A 17,881-nucleotide genomic window follows, 5' to 3' on the forward strand; every position below is an offset into this window, starting at 1 on the left:
CTGCTAGTGAGAAAGGAACTCCTCGAGACGGGCCATGAAATCCCCGGGCACCTCGACGTGTGGCGTGTGGCCGGTGTTGCCGAAGACGACTTCCTCGTACGCCCCGCCGCGATCGGCGTACTCCTCGAGGACCGCACGGGTCTGGTCGACCATCGGCTGTGGCGGGAAGACGTCCTCGCCGGGCCAGCCGGGGAGTTGCCCCATCCGGCCGAGCGTCCCGAGATCGAACATGGATTCGTTCGAGACGATCTGGTCGGAGTCGCCGCGAATCCAGCGGACGGCCGGTTTTTCGTCCTCGTCGATGTCCGTGATCTCGTCGAGCGTGCAGTACTTCGGCGAGACGGCGTTGTTCACCCCGGTATCGCCCGGCGCGACGCCCGGCCAGTGCTCGCTCTCGATCGCCGACCCCGGGTAGTTCTTCTCGCCGATGACCGTATCGAGCATCCCGGTCAGGTACGACTCCTCGCGATCGGGGTCGAACTCGTGGGTCGGATCGACGTAGTAGGTCCGCAGGATCTTCCGCGGCGAGGCCTCTCCGGACGGGTCGCGATCGCGCTCCGCGAGCGCCGAGACGAACTCGTCGTTGCCGATGCCGCCCCCCGACCCGGCGTAGTCGTCGAAACACGGCGTCCCCTCGACGTCTTTCGTCCCGCCGAACCCGTACGGCGAGACGGGGTTGACGAGCACGAGCGCGTCGACGGCCTCGGGGAAGTCGATCGCGTACCGCATCGCGACGCCACCCCCGTTCGACCAGCCGACGAGCGTCACCGACTCGTCGATCCTGAGGTCGGTGAGAAACGCCCGGAGATCGCCGGCGAAGTCGCCGAGACCGTTCGTCGCGTCGACCGGCTTCGTCTCCGAATCGCCGTACCCTCGCATATCGGGCGCAATCGCGCGGTAGGACTCGGGCAGGTCGACGAGCGTGTCCTCGAAGAACCGCGACGAGGAGACGTTCCCGTGCAAGAAGACGACAGGTGCCCCGTCCGAATCGCCCGCCTCGAGGACGTGCGTCTCGAGCCGATCGGTCTCGACGACGCGGGAGTCGACGCCGGCACAGGTGTCGTCTCGAGTCATGTGTGGGGGTATTACGGCGACCGGGATAGCTGTCGTGGTGCGTATCAGTTCGAGTATTCGAGCGGAGATCCCGCTCAACTTCAGGAAAATAGCCGTTTGAGTCTGGCGAACAGCCCGTTCGATCGATCGCCGCCACGGTTCGACGATGGTGATACCTCGACCGGATCGGCGGCGACGGAGTCAGTATCTTGGTCCGCGTCGGCGGTTCCCGCGGCCGCGTCGGCGGCTTCTCTGAGCGCCCGGTCGATAAGCCCTTCGGCGTCGTTGACGGCCTCTTTTACTGTCCCCTCGACGAGCGGTTTTCCCTCGAATCGGTCCCGCGTCACCGCGGTGTCGGCGGCGATGATGACGGCGTCGGCCGCCGCGATTGCCTCGCACGCGAGTTCGTTCTCCTGGCCCATGGCGCCTTGCACCTCGACGTCGATCTCGTGATCGTTCGCCGCTGCAACCCGTTCCAGGGACTCCGCTGCCATCTGACAGTGTGCGATCCCTGTCGGACAGGACGTGACTGCGACGAACTTCATATGGTATCGCTCCGCTACGTACTCACGAACCGTAGTCTTCGTGGTCACGTCGGTCGCTCGTTCGGCCCTCGGATCGACCCCGGCTGGATCCGGCAGCTCGTCCGCCGACGTGGTCTCAGGTTGCGGATTCCGCTTCGGGGGTCGAGAGGACCTCCTCGAGCGCGTCGAGCGCAGCTTCGGCGTCGTCCCCCTCGGCGACGATTCGAACGTCGGCGCCGCTCGCGACCCCGAGGCTCGTGACGGCGAGCACGCTCGCCACGTCCACCGCCTCGCCGTCGACGGGCGCGACCTGCACGTCCGCGTCGAACTGGGTCACGGTCTCGACGAACTTCGCAGCCGGGCGCGCGTGGAGTCCGTCCGCCGGACCCACGGTGACGATCCGCTCCATCACGTGATCGCCTCCACGAGGGTGTTCCGGACCTCCGCGGAAGACGCCGCGTCGTGCAGATCCGCACGCACCTCGTCGTGCATGAGCGCACGCGAAAGCGAACTGAGCACCGAGAGGTGGTCGTCGGTGCCGTCGGACGGGGCGAGCAGCATGAACAGCAGCCTCGCTGGTTCTCCGTCCATCGCGTCGACGTCGACGCCCTCGTTCGAGCGAGCGAACACGATCGTCGGCTGGCCAACGGCATCGGTCTTCGCGTGGAACAGACCGATCCCCTTTCCGATCCCGGCCGTCGACTCCGCTTCGCGGGCGAGCACCGCCTCGAGAGCGGCGCTGCGATCCGTTACCCGATCGGCCTCGACGGCGCGATCGAGGAGGTACTCGATACACGCGTCCTTGCTGGTCGGCGGTTCCTGGAGCGTGAGTAATTCCGGCACGAGTACGGCGTCGATATCGTCCATGAACGTAGTATAACGTTGGTAAGGTTTAGTTAGTCGCTCTTCCGTACGGTCTCGGTTGCGGCCGTGTTCTCGTCGTAGGCGGGTTTGAGGAACGTCACTATCGCGGCCGTGAGGGCCGTCCCGAGGGCGACACACGCCAGAAACAGGGTCCAGTTGTTCGCGAGAAATACGACGAGGACGCCGCCGTGGGGCGCGGGCATCCTGACCCCGAGCCACATCGCGGTGGCGGCTGCGGTCGCGCTCCCGATCACGATGCTCGGGACGACCCGAACGGGATCGGCAGTGGCGTAGGGGAGCACGCCCTCGGTGACGAACGACAGTCCCATCGGAACGGCGGCCCTGGCGGTTTCGGAGCGGTCCTCGGGGTACTTGTGCGGAGCGACGACGTTCGACAGGGCGAGTCCGAGCGGCGGCACCATCCCAGCGATCATCACCGCCGCCATCGGCGCGTATATCTGATGGGGGATCAGCGTCACACCGAAGACGTACGCGATCTTGTTGACGGGACCGCCGCTATCGATGGCCATCATCGCGCCCAGGATGGCACCGAGCGCTATCGCCTCGAAACCCACTACGTTTCGGGAGAAGGCGATGAGCCGCTCGTTCGCGAGTGCGAGCGGTGGCGCGAGCAGAAAGAGGACGACGGGTGCGCACAGACCGGTCACGACGACGGGGAGCAGGAGAACGGGAACGAGCGGTTCGACGGCGCCCGGCAGGTTGAGGCCGGCGAGACGGGCGGCGGCCGCTCCCGCGAGCAGACCGACACCGATCGCTCCGAGATAGCCCGCCCCCGTCTGTCCCGTCTCGATTCCGACGATTCGTCCCGCTTGCTCCACGACCGCCCCCTGCTGGACGAGCGCGGTGAGGACGAACCCCGGCGCGAGACCCGGTCGGTCGGCAATCCCGTAGGCGACGTACGCGCCTAGCACGGGGGCCACGAACGCGAGTCCCACGCGGCCGATTTCGGCGAGGAACCACGCGAGGGTTCCCGGCTGCTCGAGCGCACCCTCCCCGCCGACCGTGTGGGCCGCGGCCAAGAAGACGCCGCCGATGGTGACGAAAGGGATCATGAAACTCACGCCGGTCATGAGGTCTCGCCGAACCGACGCGAGGTGGGCGGAGAACGCAGTCGTGACGGTCATGGCTTCTCTGGCACCGGGTTACTTCGTGAAGAGGGGAACGTCAGTTGAGGCCGAGCGGAGGCCGGACATCTCGGGGACGGTCGTCCCTGGTACCGAAACGACCTCGGCGGCGACGGTCACGCCCATGCGGAGGGCGGCGGTTCCGGACTGACCCCGAACGAACGTCGAGAGAACGCCCGCGAGCAGGGCGTCGCCCGCGCCGACGGTGTCGACGACCTCGACGTTCCGCGAGTCCGCCCGATAGATCCCGTCGGGGGAGGCCAGCAACGCGCCGTCGTCGCCCAGCGACGCGACGACGTGCTCGAATCCTCCCTCGCGGAGCGATCGGGCCGCCTCTATACACTCCTCGACGGTGTGTACGGGCATTCCCGTCGCCGTCCCGAGTTCGCGACGGTTGGGCTTACAGGCGAAGTACTCGCTTCGAAGCCCCTTCAGCAGGTCCCCTTGGACGTCCACGACGGTCCGCCACGAACCGGCGCTGGCGATGCGATCGATCGTCGCCGGACCCAGGTTCGGCGGAAGACTTCCCGCGACGACCACCATCTCGGGGTCGTGCTCGCGGACCTTCGTGACGACCTCGCGGACGGTTTCCTTCCTAACGTTGTGGCCCGACTGATTGATCTTGTACTCTTCGTCGTCGGTGAGAATCGTCGTGTTGAGGCGCGTACACCCGCCCATCTCGACGAAGTCGCTCGGAATCTTCTGACGGGCGAGTTGCTCCTCAATGTAGGTACCCAGAAATCCCCCCGTGAGGCCAGTCGCCACCGTCTCGACGCCGAGGCCGTAGAGGTACTTCGAGACGTTAATGCCCTTCCCGCCGGGATCGTACTGCGACATGCTCGCCCGCTTGACCACGTCAGAATCGAGGTCCCCCTCGACTGTGATCGTGTGATCTACGGCGGGATTGAGCGTGACAGTGAGGATCACCCGACCACCCCGTCGACGACGTCGACGCCGGCAGCCTCGAACGGTTCGCGCTGCTCGGGGGACAGTATCGCGTCGGTCACGAACACGTCGATCGCCTCGAGGTCGGCGAAGTGAACGAAACTCCGCCGGCCGAGTTTGGATCCGTCCGAGACGAGGACGACCCGCTGGGACTTCTCCACCATCAACGACTTCATCCGCGCTTCGTCCTCGTTCGGCGTCGTCAGCCCCGCATCGGGGTGGATGGCGTTCGTTCCGAGAAAGACGGTGTCGAAATTCGTCCGCTCGAGGAACTGCTCGCCGGTGGGCCCGACGAGCGCCCAGGTCTGCTCGCGGAGCGTTCCGCCGGTGAGCTTCACGTCGCCGCGTTCGCCCAGTTCCATCGCGATGAGCGGCGAATTCGTCGCGGCGATGAACTCGATATCGGGGGCTGCCTTGGCGACTTCGATCGTCGTCGTGCCGGAGTCGAAGAAGACGACCTGCCCCTCGCGAATTTCCTCGGCCGCACGTTCCCCGATGGCGCGTTTCGCCTCGAGGTTCTGTACCTGTTTCTGACTGTACGTTCGTTCTTCGGCGACGCTCGACGTCGGGAGGGCTCCGCCGTGGGAGCGCTCGATCAGTCCGTCGGACTCGAGGTCCTGTAGATCGCGGCGGATCGTCGCCTCGGAGACGCCGAGTTCCTCGGCGAGTTCGGTAACGGTCCGTCCGTTCTCTTCCGAGACGACCTCGACGATCTCACGCTTCCGTTGTTTGGGTAGCATAACTCGAGCAGGGGGAGGGTATTCGCTGGTCTAGGAGTTTCGTTCCCGTGACCTTATGTGTTTTTGATCATTTCTGACCGACTCTGCCTGCTGGAGAGGACCGCGAGAGCGAACGTGACGACCGCGCCGACCCCGGCGACGATCGCACCGCCGTAGCTCCCCTGCAGGTAGTTGTACGTCGCGATCAGGACGAGCGCGACTCCGAGGGCCAGCGGGGCGAACTCCGCGACCGTCTCCGTGTCGACTGTCATCACGCGAGTTGCTCTTCGCTTTCCGCTTTGCTCCCGTGCTCGGACTCGAACGTGAGCGACTCGCCGGATTCGGAGTCGAAGTAGTGAAGCGAGCGGCGATCGAACTCGATGCTGACGCGGTCGTCGACCTCGACCGGCCCGCCCGGCTCGATCGATGCTTTCATCGTCTTGCCGTTTCCCAGTCCGAGTTCGAGGACGGTCTTTTCCCCCTGCGGTTCGACGACGTTGACCGTCGCCGGTAGTCCGTCCGGTCGCAGGGTCACGTCCTCGGGGCGGACCCCGAGGACGACGTCGTCACCGATCGAGTCCTCGAACGCCCAGTGGTACTCGTCGGGCACCTCGTGTTGGAACGAGTCGAGGTCGACCGCGAGTCCGTCCTCACGGCGTCGAACCGTTCCTTCGAGGAAGTTCATGCTCGGCGAGCCCAGGAAGTCCGCGACGAACAGGTTCCGCGGGTTGGAGTAGACGAACGTCGGCGGGCCGACCTGCTGTATCTGTCCGCCGTTCATGACGGCGATCTGGTCGCCGAGCGTCATCGCCTCGACCTGGTCGTGGGTGACGTACACCGTCGTCGTCGAGAGTTTGTCGTGGAGTTTGTTCAACTCGGCGCGCATCTGGACGCGGAGCTTCGCGTCGAGGTTCGACAGCGGTTCGTCCATCAGGAAGACGTCCGGTTTGCGGACGATCGCGCGGCCGAGCGCGACCCGCTGTTGCTGCCCGCCGGAGAGTTCGGCCGGCTTGCGATCCAGCAGGTCGTCGATCTGGAGCAAGTTCGCGGCCTCGTCAACGCGCTCTTCGATCGTCTTGTCGTCGACGCCCTGCTGTTCCAACCCGAAACGCATGTTCCCGCGAACCGTCTTGTGCGGGTAGAGCGCGTAGTTCTGGAACACCATGGCGATGTCGCGCTCGTACGCGCGCCGGTCGTTGACGACGTCGTCGCCGATTTCGATCGTACCGTCACTCGCACGCTCGAGGCCGGCGATCAGCCGCAGCGTCGTGGTCTTGCCACAGCCCGACGGACCCACCAGCACAGTGAAACTCTCGTCGGGAATCTCGAGCGAGACGCCGTCGACGGCGACGATGTCGTCGAACCGTTTTACCAGGTCGTCGAGTCGCACTTCAGCCATCTATACCACCGCCGGTAACCGTATGTCGTAATTCCATTGGTTTCGAACTCATTCTTTCACCGCCCCCTGCGTGAGGCCGCTCACGATGTACCGCTGGAAGAACAGCCCGAACAGGATGCCGGGCAGCGCGGCGATCATGCCGCCAGCGGCTAGGTGCGACCAGTCGACGAAATCGTCGGCGACAAACAGAGATACGGCGATCGGTAGCGTCTGCGACGCTTCGCTCCGGGTGAGCACCAGCGCGAAGATAAACTCGTTCCACGAGAAGATGAATGCGAGAATCGCCGTGGCGGCGATTCCGGGCTTGGCAACGGGAAGGACGATTTTCACGAACGCCTCCCAGGTGGAACAGCCGTCAACCTTCGCCTGTTCATCGAGCGACCGCGGCACCCCGTCGAAGTAGTTCTTCATGATCCAGACCGCGAACGGCAGGTTGAAGAACGTGTACGTCAGGATGAGCGCCACCCGAGTGTCGGTGAGATTGCCGGTCAGCCCGCCGATCAGCGGCGGACTCGACATTATTTGGAAGAACGGAACGATCAGCGCGATCGGCGGAATCATCCGCGCCGCCACGATCGAAAGCAGCAGCGCCTTGTTCCCCAGGAAGTTGTGTCGGGAGAACGTGTATCCGGTCATCGTACCTAGCGTGACGCAGATAACGGTCGTCGTCGACGCGACGATCAGGCTGTTGATCGTGTACGCCTCGAACGGCCGATTCCGGAAGATGTCGATGTAGTTCTGTGCCGTCGGCTCCTGCGGAACGAAGGTGATCGGGATCGTGAGAACCTCGCTCTGGGTCTTCAGGCTGGTGATAAAGATATAGTAGATCGGGAACCAGATGACGATCACGTACAGGAGTAGCAACCCGTACGCGAGCAGGCGTTCTCTGACGACACTCGGCCACACGTCGTCCGTGTTGAGACCGACACGTGCGGCGACTCTGTTGAAGCGGGAATCTTTCGTGCTCATGAATCGTAGGGTGTCCCTCCGAAGATCGAGTAGAGGATCGCCACGATGGCGAACGTGACCGCCAGCATGATGACGCCCAGCGCGGCGCCCTCACCGGTTCGCTGGAACTCCATGGAGGTGCGGTAGAGCCAGGACGCCCACACCTCGGTGGACTTCCCGGGACCGCCCTTCGTCATCACCCACACCAGATCGAGTGCCCTGATGTCGAAGATGATGCGGATCGTCAGCGCGACCAGGATCGACGGCTTCAGGAACGGATACGTGACGTTCCGGAAGCGAGACCAGCGGCTTGCCCCGTCCACCTCGGCGGCGTCGTACAGTTGCTCCGGGACGTTCTGAAGGCCCGCAAGCAGGATGATTACGATGAACGGCGTGAATACCCAGATGTCGGCGATTATCAGCGTCATCATCGCGAGCGTTCCGTCCGAGAGAAACGCGATCTTCTCCGAGATCAGGCCCGTCTGGACGAGTAAACCGTTTATCGCGCCGTTTTTCGCTTCGAACATCCAGCGCCACATGAGTCCGCTCATCACGTAGGGGAGGATCCACGGGACGATCACGGCTGTCCGGAACCATCCTCGTCCTTTGAGGTCCTTGTTGAGCAGGAGCGCGATGCCGAGACCGAGCAGGAACGAAAACGTGACGCTGCAGCCGACGTAAATGATGGTGTTCTTGGTGAACGCGATGAAACTCGGGTTCAAGACGCCCAGCGTTCCGCTGGGATCGAGTAGCAGCCGTTTGAAGTTCCGAAGGCCGACGAACTCCGTCTCTCGCGTAAGCGGATTCATCCAGAACAGACTCGACCACAGGAGTCTGACCGTCGGATAGACGATGATCGCGGCGATCCAGATCAGCGTGGGACCGACCGTCAATGGAACGAACAACCGGTCGAGCGTTCGTCGTAGCGACTTCTCTGTCGTTTCCATAATATTTGTGTTCCTCTGGCAGGGATAGTCGTCGGCCGTACCTTACAGGAGTCCGATGTCCTGGTAGAGGCGAGTGACGTTTGCCTCCGCATCCTCCAGTGCCGTCTGTGGATCTTTCTCGCCGAGCAAGGCCGGGGTGATCTGCTCGTCAATGTAGTCGTCGACCTGGGGTTGCTGAATGTAGGTCTCGCTCGCCGCGTGTTCGAGGTTGTACTTCATGTCCTCGAGGAGCCAGGACGGGTACTCGTCCTGAATCTCGTCGTCCTCGTAGACATCGGGGACAACGCAGGGGTTGCCCTCGACGAGCATGTTGTTCTTGCAGGATTCACGTGTCGTCATGAACTCGGCGAACTTCTGGGCCGCGGCCTTTCTCTCCGAGAACGCCGAGATGCTGATCCCGTTGGTGTCCTGGAAGGTGGCGCGACCGCCCGGTCCCTCCGGGGGTTTCGCGCTTCCGACCCGCTCTTCGCCCCACTCGTCGATCGCGCGCGAACCCAGCGGCGTCCACGATTCGACGGTCGCGAACTCGCCGGCGATGAACGCGTCGCCGACGGGACCCTCGCCCATGCTCGAGATGCCGTCCGGGATGATTCCCTCGTCACGAAGGTCAGTGATGAACTCCATGGCCTGCTGGCCCGCGTCGCCCGCGAAGATCGGTTCGTTGTCGTCGTTGAACAGCGACCCACCGGCCTGGTAGATCAACTGCTTGAACGTGAACACGGACTTGTCGGCCCACGTGAACCCGAACCCGGCGCGGCTGCCGTCGCTCAGGTCCGGTCCCATCTCCAGGACCTCGTCCCAGGTGTCCGGCGGGGTGTCCACGACGTCCTTGTCGTAGAGGAACGACCCCCACTTCCCGAACTCCGGCGCCATGTACGGGTCCCCGTCGAAGGTGACGAGGTCAACGAGGCTGTCCGGGAACTTGTCCATGTGGTCGTCCGAGAGGTCGAGCGGCTCGAGCCAGCCGGCGTTGACGAAGTCGGCGAGCCACCAGGTCGGCCCGTTGAACGCGTCGACCTTCGGACTCTGGCTGTTGAAGATCGTCGTCAGGCTGGTTTTCAGGTTCGCCCAGGGCACCTCGTTGACGTTGACGGTGATACCGGTTTCGTCCTGAAAGCGCCCGATGTTGGCTTCGGTCCCCGGATCGAACTCGAGGCTTCCCGCGTTGTAGAACGTGATCTCGTCGGCCATCTCGCCGTCATTAGCTTCCGAATCGTCGCCCAGACAGCCCGTGATTCCCACGATACCGGTGGCGCTTAGCGCCCCTGTCGTCTTCATGACCGTTCGCCGCGAGTGCCGTTTGGATGGCATACCATCACACATTCCAAGAGGTAGTAATAAAACTTGCGTAATTTCAATCATATTCACTCAATAGTAGGAAAAATAAAAATAGTGGTGATCGATTTTAAGTCCACGATCGATTATCTACGATCGAGCGTCCCCGTTGCGGGGATCGCTATTCAGTTCTGATTGTCGCTCGCAGGGCGATTTACGGGCCAGACGGGGACGAAAAGACGACTCGATACGCCGTTCGGTTCACGCAGCGAGCGCGTCTCCCCCGTGGAGCGTGTTCAACACAAATAATCACGAGCAGTCAGATATGAACAGACCGCGTTACAGCCGATCGATGATCGCGTTCGTCACGTCGCTGGTCGAGGCGTCGCCGCCGAGGTCGGGCGTCCACGGTCCCTCTGCGAGCGTGGTTTCGACGGCCGCCTGGACGGCCTCGCTCTCCGCCTCGTGGCCGAGGTAGTCGAGCATCATCGCGGCGGAGATGATCTTCGCGGCCGGGTTCGCGACCTCGTCGCCGGCGATGTCCGGAGCGGTGCCGTGGACGGGTTCGAACAGGGCCCGATCGGGGCCGACGTTGGCGCTCGGCAACAGGCCGAGTCCGCCGACGAGACCGGCGGCGAGGTCCGAGAGCACGTCGCCCGCGAGGTTCGGGCAGACGACGACGTCGAACTGTGCCGGGTCGAGACAGACGTGCGTCGCGAACGCGTCCATCAGCACCTCGTCGGTCTCGACGCCGCGCTCCTCGGCCACCTCGGCGACGGTGTCGCGGAAGAGGCCGTCCGTCTCGCGCATCACGTTCGCCTTGTGGGCGATCGTGAACCCGTCGTGCTCGCTGTCCTCGACGTAGTCGCAGGCGAACTCGGCGAGTCGCCGGGACGCGGACTGCGTCGTGACCCGCGTCAGCGTCGCGACGTCTTCGGTGAGTCGATCCTCGTGTCCCGCGTAGACGCCCTCGGTGTTCTCCCGGAGGAAGACCAGGTCCGTTTCGGGGCGGACGGCGTCGATCCCCGGGTACGCCTTCGCGGGCCGGACGTTGACGAACGAGTCGACCGCCTCGCGGAGCGGGAGGATCACGTCCGCGGCCGTCTCGCCGGCCGCGCCGAACAACGTCGCGTCGGCCGACGCCGCGAGGTCGTAGGTTTCCTGGGGAAGTGCCTCGCCCGTCTCGGCTTTCACCGCGTCGCCGGCCTCGGCCTCGACGAACTCGAAGTCGACGTCGAGCGACTCGAGAACCTCGACCGCGGCGGGTGTCACTTCCTGTCCGATCCCGTCGCCCGGAATGACGGCGATTTCGTGAGTCATACCTTACCTCGATGCGGCGCTGAAAAGAGCATATCGATACCGTCATCGATCGACGGCGCGGTTCCGGAACTCGCGTCCGGGGTCGATCGCCAGTACTATCAGAGATACGAGTATTCCATACCTCAATATAGCCGACACCCGTAGCGAGTCCCGTGAATTCGAACACCAGAACCCGCGTCGACGAGGTCATGTCGACGCCGCTCGAGACGATAGCGAAGGGAGCACCGGTCCAGGAAGCCGCCCAGCGGATGCGCGACAACGACATCAGCGCGCTGGTCGTCACGACCGATCCGCCGTCGATCGTCACCAGCACCGACGTCCTCGCGGTCGCCGCCGACGGACGCGATCCCGAGGCGGTCCAGGTTGCCGACGTGATGACGGAGTCGGTCGAGACCGTGCCGCCGGACATCTACCTGGAGGAGGTCGCCGCGATGATGACCAGTTTCGGAATCAAACACCTCCCCGTCGTCTCGACCGACGACGAGTACGTCGGGATGATCTCCTCGACCGACGTCACCGCACAGCTCTCCTGACGGATCGAAAAACCGAGTCCCCGGTGCGGAACGCTCCCGCTCCGCTTCGGGACGGTCCTACTCCGCTTCGGGGATCGCCGCGTCCTCGACGTAGGGCAATGCTTCGGCCTTCTTTCGGACCGCGCCCGCGTTGGACTTCATCAGCGCCGTCGTGTCCCAGACGCCCTCGACGAGCGCCTTGCGCTGGGCGTCGTCGACGGTGACGTCGATCGTCTCGCCGTCGTAGGTGACGGTCTCGGCCTCGACGTCGATCTCGAGTTCCTCGTCGGGGTTCTCGTCGACCCAGTCCTGTAGGTCCTGGATCGTCTCGCTGTCGGCGGTCACCGTCGGAATGCCGAGTGCCAGGCAGTTGCCCGCGAAGATTTCGGCGAAACTCTCGCCGATGATCGCGTCGATCCCCCAGCGCATCAGCGCCTGTGGGGCGTGCTCGCGCGAGGAGCCACAGCCGAAGTTGCTGTTGACGACCATCACCGAGGAGTCCTGGAAGCGGGCCTCGTTGAACGGGTGGTCTTTCTGATCGTCGTTCTCGTCGAACCGCAGATCGAAGAACGCGAACTCGCCCAGTCCGTCGAAGGTGACGACCTTCATGAACCGCGCGGGGATGATCTGGTCGGTGTCGATGTCGTTGCCGCGGATCGGGACGCCCGAGCCGGAAACGTAGTCGACTTCCGGAATCTCGACTTCGTCAGTGTCGGTCATAGGGTGGTCACCTCCTTCAGATCGCGCACGTCGGAGACTTCCCCGGTGATCGCCGCCGCGGCGACCATCCGCGGGTTCATCAGGACGGTTCGGCCGTCCTTCGAGCCCTGGCGGCCGACGAAGTTCCGGTTCGAGGAGGAGGCACAGGCCTCGTCGCCCTCGAGCTGGTCCTCGTTCATCCCCAGACACATCGAACAGCCGGCGTTTCGCCACTCGAAGCCGGCCTCCTCGAAGACGTCCTTCAGGCCCTCCTCCTCGGCGGCGTGTTGGACGCGCTGGCTGCCGGGTACGACCATCGCGCGGACGTCGTCGTGGACCTCCCGACCCTTCACGATCCGGGCGGCACGCCGCAGGTCGGGCAGACGGGCGTTCGTACAGGAACCGAGGAAGGCCACGTCGATGTCGTAGCCCTCCATCGTCTCGCCGGGGTCGACGCGCATGTGCTCCTGGGCGCGTCGGGCGGTGTCCTGCTTGTCCGCGGGCAGATCCTCGGGTGCCGGGATCGGGTCGGAGATACCGATCCCCTGGCCCGGAGTCGTCCCCCACGTGACGACCGGCTCGAGTTCGTCGGCGTCGATCGTCACGACGTCGTCGTAGTCCGCATCCTCGTCCGACCGTATCGACTCCCAGTAGGGCTTCAGTTCCTCGAACTTCTCGGGGTGTTCCTGGAAGTAGTCGGTCTCCGCGAGCCACTCGTAGGTGGTCTCGTCGGGGTTGACGTAGCCCGCGCGGGCGCCGCCCTCGATCGACATGTTGCAGATCGACATCCGGCCTTCCATGCCGAGGGACTCGATCGCTTCGCCGGCGTACTCGTAGACGTAGCCGACGCCGCCCTCCGTACCGAGCCGGCGGATGATCTCGAGAATGACGTCTTTCGCTTCGACGCCCTCGCCGAGTTCGCCGTCGACCCGGATCTTGCGGACCTGCTGTTTCTCCATGGCGACGGTGCCCGTCGCGAGCACGTCCCGGATCTGGGAAGTCCCGATCCCGAACGCGAGCGCGCCGAACGCGCCGTGGGTCGAGGTGTGCGAGTCGCCGCAGACGATCGTCTTGCCCGGCTGCGTGATGCCCTGCTCCGGGCCGATGACGTGGACGATCCCCTGATCGCCCGTCGTCGGGTCCGAGAAGTCGATGCCCGCGTCGCGGACGTTCTCCTCGAGTTCGGCCATCATCTCCTCGGCGGCGTCCTCCTCGTAGGGCCGGGACTGATCGGCCGTCGGCACGATGTGGTCGACCGTCGCGTGGGTCAGTTCGGGGAAAGCGACCTCGAGGTCGCGCTCGCGGAGCATCCCGAACGCCTGCGGGCTGGTCACCTCGTGGATGAGGTGGAGTCCGACGAACAGTTGGTCCTGTCCGGTCGGCAGGGTCGTGACTTTGTGGCGATCCCACACCTTGTCGTACAGCGTTCCCTCGCTCATTCCTCGTCCTCTACGAGTTCCTTCCCGCGTTCGAAGACGCGGTTCGCGTCGTCGGCGTCCTTCGGCGGCGTGTGACTGACGTCTTCCATCGTGTCCGCCTCGCCTGGTTCGTCGTCTGTGTGCCCGTTCGGATCGGTTGCAGCCGGTTTGCCCCCGTCAGCCGCGACGACGGTCGGTCCGCGGCTGAACAGGCGGCCGGCCGTCTCCCCGGTGTAGGGATTGGTGTGGCTGACCGATCGCATCTTGTCCGTGGTATCGTTCTCGCTCATGGGTGAATCTGCAGTCGTGGTTCAGTCGTCCGCCTGCACCTGGACGGACTCGTCTTCGTCCTCGGTTTCGCTCTCATCCTCTGCCCACGCGAACAGTTCGCGCAGTCGCGCGCCGACCTGCTCGATCTCGTGGTTCTTCTCGGCCTCCCGAAGCTGATTGTAGCTCGGTCGGCCGGCCTGGTTCTCGAGGATCCACTCGCGCGTGAACTCGCCGTTCTGGATCTCCTCGAGCGTCTCCTCCATGTTCTCGCGGACGGTCTCGTCGACGATCCGATCGCCGCGGCTCAGGCCACCGTACTCCGCGGTGTCGGAGACGGAATCCCACATCTCCGCGTGGCCACCTTCGTACATCAGGTCGACGATCAGCTTCAGTTCGTTCAGGCACTCGAAGTAGGCGATCTCGGGCGAATAGCCCGCGTCCACGAGCGTCTCGTAGCCGTGCTTGACCAGCGAGGTGACCCCGCCACACAGCACCGCCTGCTCGCCGAAGAGGTCGGACTCGACTTCCTCCCGGAACGTCGTCTCGATGACGCCCGCACGGGTACAGCCGATCGCCTTCGCGTACGCGAGGGCGCGTTCCTGCGCGTCGCCCGTCGTGTCCCGGTACGTCGCCAACAGGCCGGGCGTTCCCTCGTTGTTCTCGAAGTTGCGGCGGACGAGGTGACCCGGGCTCTTGGGCGCGACCATCGTCACGTCGACGTCCTCGGGTGGCTGGATCTGGTTGTAGTGGATGTTCAGGCCGTGGGCGAACTGCAGCGTGTCACCCGCGTCGAGGTTCGGCTCGATCGCGTTCTCGTAGACGGCCGGCTGGACGGTGTCGGGAACGAGCACGGAGACGTAGCTGGCCCGTTCGACGGCCTCCGCCGGCGTCGCGACCGTCAGTCCGTCTTCTTCCGCGGCCGATCGCGAGGACGATCCCTCGCGCAGGCCGACGACCACGTCGACCCCGCTCTCGTGGAGATTCAGCGCGTGGGCGTGGCCCTGGCTGCCGTAGCCGAGCACGGCCACGGTGTCGTCGTCGAGCGTCGATACGTCCGCGTCGTCGTCGTAGTAGATGTCGGTAGTGAACTCGTCAGTCATCGTCTGCTGTGTAGGTTTGGTCCGGCTGGTTCGCCGCTTCGGCGGCCGATTCGGTCGCACTCACGGGTGCCGCGGTATCGTCGGTGCCGCGGGCGAGTGCCGTCGTCCCGGTCCGGGAGATCTCGCGGATCCCGAACTGGCTGAACGTCTCGATCGCGGCCTCGATCTTCTGGCGGGCCCCCGTGATCTCGAAGGTCGCCGTCTCGGGGCTCGAGTCGACGGTGTTGGCGTCGTACATGTCCGCGACGGCGTTGACCTGAGCGGGGTTCTCGGCGTCGACCTTCACCAGCGCCAGTTCCCGGCGCATCGCGTCGGGCGCGAGTTCGCGCACGGAGATGACCGGCACCAGTTTGCGCAGTTGCTTCTTGACCTGTTCGATGCCGGGGTCGGGTTCCTCGACCACCAGGGTGATCCGGGCCCGGTCCTCGTCCGCGGTCGGCCCGACGGTGAGGCTCTCGATGTTGAACTGCCGTCTCGAGAACAGTCCCGAGACTTCCGCGAGGACGCCCGGTTCGTGTTCGACGAGCGCCGAGATCACGGTCCGTCGCGGCTCGTGGATCGCCTCGACTTCGGGGTCGATGCGGATCCCCTGCTTGTTCCGCCGGCCCGCGGGGGTCGGTCGCTCCTCCGGGGCCGGTCCCTCCAATCCGCGCTTCATAGCTGCTCCTCCGTCAGTGCGAACTGACCGTTGTCGCCGCCGCTCGGCACCATCGGGTAGACGTTCGCCTGCGGATCGATGTGGACGTCGATCACCGACGGCCCGTCGTAGGCGATCGCCTCCTCGATCGTCTCGGCGACGTCGTCGTAGTCGTCGATTCGGAAGCCCTGCGCGCCGAAGGCCTCGGCGAGTTTGTCGAACTCCGGCATCCAGCCGTAGTCCGACGCGGCGTGACGGCCCTCGAAGAAGGCGTCCTGCCACTGCCGGACCATGCCGATGTACTCGTTGTTGAGCACGGCGACGGTGATGTCCAGGTTCTCGCGAACGGCCACCGAGAGACCCTGCAGCGTCATCAGGAACGAGCCGTCGCCGTCGACGCAGACGACCTCCTGGTCGTCGTCGGCAGCGAGGCGGGCCCCGATCGCGGCGGGCAGTCCGTACCCCATCGTCCCGAGTCCGTGACTCGAGACCCACGTCCGGGGTTCGGTGAACGTCCAGTACTGGCAGGCCCACATCTGGTGTTGCCCGACGCCGGTGGTGACGATCGCCCGATCGCTCGTCGCCTCGTCCAAGGCCTCGACGACGAACTCCGGCTGGACGGGTTCGTCCTCCGGCGCGTCGTAGGCCATCGAGTAGTCGGACTTCCACTGCTGGCACTGGGCGCGCCACTTCTTCGCCTGTGGCGAGGCGTCGACCGCCGCGGCCAGTTGCTCGACGACGGTTTCCGCGTCGCCGACCAGCGGGTAGTCCGCGTGGATGTTCTTCGAGATTTCGGCGGGGTCGATGTCGACGTGGATCAGTTCCGCGTCGGGCGCGAAGGTTTCGATGCCGCCGGTCAGCCGATCGTCGAACCGGGTCCCGATCCCGATCAGGGTGTCACAGTGGGTGATCGCCATGTTGGCGTAGCCCGTGCCGTGCATCCCCGCCATCTCGAGGGACAGTTCGTGGTCCTCGGGGAACGCGCCGAGGCCGGGCATCGTGGTGATGACCGGAATCTCGTGCTCCGTGGCGAACTCGCGGCAGGCCTCGCTGGCCTCGCCCTTGATGACGCCCCCGCCCAGGAGCATGACCGGGCGACTCGAGTTCTCGATCCGTTCGGCCGCGGCGTCGACGAGTTCCTCGTCGGCCCGCTCCTGGACTTCGTAGGTGTCGGGCACCCGGGGGTCGTCGGGTTCGCGATCGGTGTCGGACTTGGTGACGTCTTTCGGCAGGTCGACCAGGGTCGGCCCCGGCCGGCCCTCGCGGGCGAGGGCGAACGCCTCGCTGACGTCGCTCCCGACCCGATCGGGGTCGGCCGCGAAGGTGTTGTCCTTCGTGATCGGAGTCGTGACGCCGGTGGTGTCGGTCTCCTGGAAGGCGTCGTTGCCGACGAACTCCGTCGGGACCTGGCCCGTCAACGCGATCATCGGATCGGAGTCCATGTCGGCGTCGGCGATGCCGGTAACCAGGTTCGTCGCGCCCGGGCCCGACGTCGCGAGACAGACGCCCGGGTCACCGGAGACGATGCCGAAGGCGTCGGCCGCGTGGGCCGCACCCTGCTCGTGGGCCATCGTCACGTGAGTGATATCGGAGTCGTACAGCGCGTCGTAGACGGGCATGATCGCCCCGCCCTGAACGCCGAAAGCGTACTCGACGCCCGCGTTCTCGAGCGCGCGGACGACCGACTCGGCACCGTTGGTGACGGGACCGGTCGTCTCAGCGTCGGAGACGTCGTCCGTCTCCGGCGACGCGCTGTCGGTGATTTCGGCATCTTCGAGCTGTTCGTCGTCCTGTTCCTCGGTCGGCGTGATCGATGCTGCGCGTTCGCTCATCGAGTATCTCCCGCCGTCGTGGGGCGAGTCGTGGATCTGGGTGTATGGTACGGTGTCATCTGGTAGATTGCTGGTCGCTGTGGGGTCGGTGCGAGTACGGATCGGTGGCTAGTGTGATGAGGGGCGCTTACGCCCCTACAATACGAATAAGAGCGAGCGCGCTGCTGTCGACCGTGCGAGCCGACACTGACGCGCGGAACCTCATTATCGTCCACATACGTGACTCGATGGACATAACTGTTGCGAGTCAGCAGCGGTCGGGGCCGCGTCGATC

Annotated in this window: 20 protein-coding genes; 1 reads left to right on the forward strand and 19 read right to left on the reverse strand. The window is 64.9% G+C overall.

The features are described 5' to 3' along the window. Nucleotides 1-3: 3 nt before the first annotated feature. From MUG98_RS14985 to MUG98_RS15045, 13 genes are all read right to left on the reverse strand, one after another. Nucleotides 4-1,074 carry an alpha/beta hydrolase gene (locus MUG98_RS14985; protein ID WP_265108248.1) on the reverse strand — a complete coding sequence of 357 codons (1,071 nt, stop codon included), beginning with the start codon at nt 1,072-1,074 and terminating at the stop codon, nt 4-6. A gap of 80 nt (nt 1,075-1,154) precedes the next feature. Further along, entirely contained in the window at nt 1,155-1,598 is a 444-nt protein-coding gene (locus MUG98_RS14990) for a PTS fructose transporter subunit IIB (RefSeq protein ID WP_265108249.1), read from the reverse strand. 115 nt (nt 1,599-1,713) lie between these two features. Further along, entirely contained in the window at nt 1,714-1,986 is a 273-nt protein-coding gene (locus MUG98_RS14995) for an HPr family phosphocarrier protein (protein WP_265108250.1), read from the reverse strand. Continuing rightward, complete coding sequence (locus MUG98_RS15000; RefSeq protein ID WP_265108251.1) at nt 1,986-2,444, reverse strand: PTS sugar transporter subunit IIA; 459 nt, start codon at nt 2,442-2,444, stop codon at nt 1,986-1,988. Before MUG98_RS15000 ends, MUG98_RS14995 begins: the two co-directional genes overlap by 1 nt. Nucleotides 2,445-2,473: 29 nt before the next feature. Continuing rightward, nucleotides 2,474-3,586: a PTS fructose transporter subunit IIC gene (locus MUG98_RS15005; RefSeq protein ID WP_265108252.1), complete on the reverse strand. Its 1,113-nt coding sequence runs from the start codon at nt 3,584-3,586 to the stop codon at nt 2,474-2,476. An 18-nt stretch (nt 3,587-3,604) separates the two neighbouring features. Next, entirely contained in the window at nt 3,605-4,513 is a 909-nt protein-coding gene (pfkB, locus tag MUG98_RS15010) for a 1-phosphofructokinase (protein ID WP_265108253.1), read from the reverse strand. Further along, nucleotides 4,510-5,271 (reverse strand): HTH-type transcriptional regulator GlpR, encoded by a 762-nt coding sequence (gene glpR, locus MUG98_RS15015; protein WP_265108254.1) that lies wholly within the window; start codon nt 5,269-5,271, stop codon nt 4,510-4,512. Before glpR ends, pfkB begins: the two co-directional genes overlap by 4 nt. 53 nt (nt 5,272-5,324) lie before the next feature. After that, nucleotides 5,325-5,522 carry a hypothetical protein gene (locus MUG98_RS15020; RefSeq protein WP_265108255.1) on the reverse strand — a complete coding sequence of 66 codons (198 nt, stop codon included), beginning with the start codon at nt 5,520-5,522 and terminating at the stop codon, nt 5,325-5,327. After that, nucleotides 5,522-6,649, reverse strand: a complete 1,128-nt coding sequence (locus MUG98_RS15025) for an ABC transporter ATP-binding protein (protein WP_265108256.1) — start codon at nt 6,647-6,649, stop codon at nt 5,522-5,524. Before MUG98_RS15025 ends, MUG98_RS15020 begins: the two co-directional genes overlap by 1 nt. A 48-nt stretch (nt 6,650-6,697) precedes the next feature. After that, a complete protein-coding gene (locus tag MUG98_RS15030) occupies nt 6,698-7,618 on the reverse strand; it encodes a carbohydrate ABC transporter permease (RefSeq protein ID WP_265108257.1) in 921 nt (306 codons plus the stop codon). Further along, nucleotides 7,615-8,544 (reverse strand): carbohydrate ABC transporter permease, encoded by a 930-nt coding sequence (locus MUG98_RS15035; protein WP_265108258.1) that lies wholly within the window; start codon nt 8,542-8,544, stop codon nt 7,615-7,617. The genes MUG98_RS15030 and MUG98_RS15035 overlap by 4 nt, the downstream gene beginning before the upstream one ends. 42 nt (nt 8,545-8,586) lie before the next feature. Beyond that, complete coding sequence (locus MUG98_RS15040; protein ID WP_265108259.1) at nt 8,587-9,855, reverse strand: ABC transporter substrate-binding protein; 1,269 nt, start codon at nt 9,853-9,855, stop codon at nt 8,587-8,589. Between the two features lie 303 nt (nt 9,856-10,158). After that, nucleotides 10,159-11,139, reverse strand: a complete 981-nt coding sequence (locus MUG98_RS15045) for an isocitrate/isopropylmalate dehydrogenase family protein (protein WP_265108260.1) — start codon at nt 11,137-11,139, stop codon at nt 10,159-10,161. 188 nt (nt 11,140-11,327) lie between these two features. On the opposite strand from MUG98_RS15045, the gene MUG98_RS15050 reads away from it, so the two are divergent. Continuing rightward, nucleotides 11,328-11,672: a CBS domain-containing protein gene (locus MUG98_RS15050; RefSeq protein WP_265112467.1), complete on the forward strand. Its 345-nt coding sequence runs from the start codon at nt 11,328-11,330 to the stop codon at nt 11,670-11,672. Between the two features lie 57 nt (nt 11,673-11,729). Here the strand turns inward: MUG98_RS15050 and leuD are convergent, their stop codons facing one another. From leuD to ilvB, 6 genes are read right to left on the reverse strand one after another with little or no spacing between them, the layout of a single operon-like run. Then, nucleotides 11,730-12,371, reverse strand: coding sequence for a 3-isopropylmalate dehydratase small subunit (leuD, locus tag MUG98_RS15055; RefSeq protein ID WP_265108261.1), 642 nt, complete (start codon nt 12,369-12,371; stop codon nt 11,730-11,732). Further along, nucleotides 12,368-13,789 carry a 3-isopropylmalate dehydratase large subunit gene (gene leuC / locus MUG98_RS15060; RefSeq protein WP_265108262.1) on the reverse strand — a complete coding sequence of 474 codons (1,422 nt, stop codon included), beginning with the start codon at nt 13,787-13,789 and terminating at the stop codon, nt 12,368-12,370. The genes leuD and leuC overlap by 4 nt, the downstream gene beginning before the upstream one ends. After that, on the reverse strand, nt 13,786-14,058 hold the full coding sequence (locus tag MUG98_RS15065) for a DUF7989 family protein (protein WP_265108263.1): 273 nt from the start codon (nt 14,056-14,058) through the stop codon (nt 13,786-13,788). Before MUG98_RS15065 ends, leuC begins: the two co-directional genes overlap by 4 nt. A 21-nt stretch (nt 14,059-14,079) precedes the next feature. Further along, nucleotides 14,080-15,138, reverse strand: coding sequence for a ketol-acid reductoisomerase (ilvC, locus tag MUG98_RS15070; protein WP_265108264.1), 1,059 nt, complete (start codon nt 15,136-15,138; stop codon nt 14,080-14,082). Further along, nucleotides 15,131-15,796 carry an acetolactate synthase small subunit gene (ilvN, locus tag MUG98_RS15075; protein WP_265108265.1) on the reverse strand — a complete coding sequence of 222 codons (666 nt, stop codon included), beginning with the start codon at nt 15,794-15,796 and terminating at the stop codon, nt 15,131-15,133. The genes ilvC and ilvN overlap by 8 nt, the downstream gene beginning before the upstream one ends. Continuing rightward, nucleotides 15,793-17,607, reverse strand: coding sequence for a biosynthetic-type acetolactate synthase large subunit (gene ilvB / locus MUG98_RS15080; protein WP_265108266.1), 1,815 nt, complete (start codon nt 17,605-17,607; stop codon nt 15,793-15,795). The genes ilvN and ilvB overlap by 4 nt, the downstream gene beginning before the upstream one ends. Nucleotides 17,608-17,881 lie beyond the last annotated feature (274 nt).

The organism is Halosolutus halophilus (assembly GCF_022869805.1).
GTDB lineage: Archaea > Halobacteriota > Halobacteria > Halobacteriales > Natrialbaceae > Halosolutus > Halosolutus halophilus.